At 58.4% G+C, this 2,521-nt stretch carries 2 protein-coding genes; both read left to right on the top strand.

The window, feature by feature from the left end:
- The first annotated feature begins 35 nt into the window (after positions 1-35).
- Positions 36-842, top strand: a complete 807-nt coding sequence (locus BMI01S_RS36930) for an IS5 family transposase (RefSeq protein ID WP_042293213.1) — start codon at positions 36-38, stop codon at positions 840-842.
- 41 nt (positions 843-883) lie between these two features.
- On the top strand, positions 884-1,600 hold the full coding sequence (locus tag BMI01S_RS36925) for an IS6 family transposase (protein WP_042293211.1): 717 nt from the start codon (positions 884-886) through the stop codon (positions 1,598-1,600).
- The last annotated feature ends 921 nt before the right edge of the window (positions 1,601-2,521 follow it).

Below are 2,521 nucleotides of genomic sequence, written 5' to 3'. Positions count from 1 at the left end.
AAGGAACTTTGTATCGGACCTGGTATCCTGGCGGGATGACAAAACGCAGGCCATACCCAACGGATGTTTCGGATGAAGAGTGGTACTTCGCCGCTCCGTACCTGACCTTGATGAACAAGGACGCACCGCAGCGTCGCTACGAATTGCGCGAGATGTTTAACGCGCTGCGCTGGATCGTTCGCGCGGGTGCACCGTGGCGTTTGTTGCCCAATGACTTTCCACCGTGGGAACCGGTCTATCAGCAGACGCAACGCTGGATTCAGGCGGGCTGTTTCGAAGCCATGGTCAACGATCTGCGTTCGATCATCCGGGTCGCGCAGGAGCGCCGTGGTCAACCGAGCGCAGTCATTCTCGACGGGCGTACCCTGCAGTCGACCTGCGAGAGTGGGCCTCGTGCCGGCTACGACGGCTACAAACGCAAACGCGGCAGCAAGGTCCATATCGCGGTTGATACATTGGGGCACTTGGTTGCCGTGCATGTGACGCCGGCCAACGAGCAGGAGCGCGCGCAGGTCGGAGAACTGGCGCGTCAGGTTCAGCAGGTCACGGGCCAGACTGTCAAGGTGGCGTTCGCCGATCAGGGATACACCGGGGAAGAGCCTGCGCAGGCCGCGCTCGACGAAGGCATCGAGCTTCAGGTCATCAAGCTGCCAGAGGCGAAAAAGGGCTTTGTGCTGTTGCCGCGCCGCTGGGTGGTCGAGCGCAGCTTCGGCTGGCTCAACCCCTTCCGCCGACTGGCCAGAGACTACGAGCGATTGCCCGAAACGTTGGCTAGCTTGCACTTCGTCGTCTTCTCCGTGCTTATGCTTGTCCACTTCGTAGCCCTTAGCAAAAGTGCCTAACACCCTCTAAGGTCTCGGGCTGAACGAATTGAGAACCGACGATGAGCAAGCTGAAGAGCTTGGACGAACTGTTTGCAGGCCGTCACTTTGACCGCGATGTGATCATTCTGTGTGTTCGCTGGTACCTGCGCTACAAGCTTAGCTTGCGCGATCTGGTCGAAATGATGGCGGAACGGGGTCTGTCGCTGGCTCACACGACGATCCTGCGCTGGGTGCGGCGCTTTGCGCCGCATTTCGTCAAACGGTGGAATCGCATCGGCAGACCCACCGGCCAGTCCTGGCGTGCTGACGAGACTTATCTCAAGCTGCGCGGCAAGTGGGTCTATCTTTATCGGGCGGTGGATCGGGTGGGCCAGACGGTTGACTTCATGCTCCGTGCAAAGCGCGACGTGGAGGCGGCAAAAGCCTTTTTCAGGAAGGCCATCAGACATCAGGGCCAGCCACCGAAGAGCATCACGCTTGACGGCTATGCAGCCTCGCACCGCGCCGTGCGCGAGATGAAGGCCGATGGCTTGCTGCCTGTGGACACGAAGATCCGATCCTCGAAATACCTCAATAATCTGGTCGAGCAGGGCCACCGCAACATCAAGTCCCGGACGAACGTCATGCTCGGCTTCAAACGTTTCCGGAACGCAGCGATCACGCTCGCTGGTATTGAGTTGGTACATCGCATTCGCAAGGGCCAATTCGGCCTCGCGAAGCGAGGCTTCAAAGATACCACTGCGCCCGCAGTCTGGGAGGCCGTCCTGTCTGCTTGATGAGTTATCCTCTAGATAACAACAATCTCGTACAGACCGCCTATTTGCACCAGAGCCGCGGCGGCCGCCTTGCGCAGGGGGCGATTCGGCAGGGACAACGATGTTTTCTTTCGGGGCATGGTAGAGCGGGTTGCATGCAGTATTACGTTTGCCATAGGCCGTACTAACGGCACATATCTTTACGACCTTTAGTCTGGATCACGGCGCGAGGCGCCGGATTTGCATCTGGCCGCAGGCCCGTAGCGAGCCCCCCAAAACCACGACCTTTGCACCGCGGCTGTGGACAAGCACGCTACCCTGCCCGCGTTCTCCAATGAAATCAGGGCACTGCAGACGGCAGGCGGCGCGTGTGTTTCGGAACCCAAACCCACGACCTTTCCCCCAACTCCCGACCTGTCGCCCCCAAACCTACGACCGTGTGCACCGTTAGCGAACCCAAAGTCACGGCCTTTGGAACCCAAAACCACGACCTATCGCACTGCAGGCCCGTGATTTCAGTGGGTTTTCTGGAGCTAAATGTTTAAAGGTGTTGTCTTTTAAAGGTAACAACAACAGTGAGTTATTTTTTAGAGAGACTGAATGATTCCCGGTTAGGCTCGCTGCTATGCGACACATCACGTCAACATTGATTCGCAAATGACCCATAGGAAGAAACTTAGTCATCTTTACCTGAAAACATGACGCGCCGCGTCAGGTATGCGCAATAGCTAAAGGTCGTGCTTTCGGGGGCTTTTCGCCTGCAACGGCCGCACACTTGTCTTCCGCGCCTTTTCGAGCGCATCTAAAGGTCGTGGTTTTGGGGGCGTTTCCGGTCGTGCGGTGCTCAGGCTTCGCGCGCACGGCGCCGGGTAGCCGGTGCCGCGGTCGGTGTGGTCTGTGCCGCACGCCAGGCTTCGATCTGCTCGCGAAACGGTTCTGTTG

The sequence above is a fragment of the Paraburkholderia mimosarum LMG 23256 = NBRC 106338 genome, from assembly GCF_000739815.1.
GTDB classification, from domain to species: domain Bacteria; phylum Pseudomonadota; class Gammaproteobacteria; order Burkholderiales; family Burkholderiaceae; genus Paraburkholderia; species Paraburkholderia mimosarum.
This window is presented reverse-complemented; position numbering and strand designations above follow the sequence as displayed.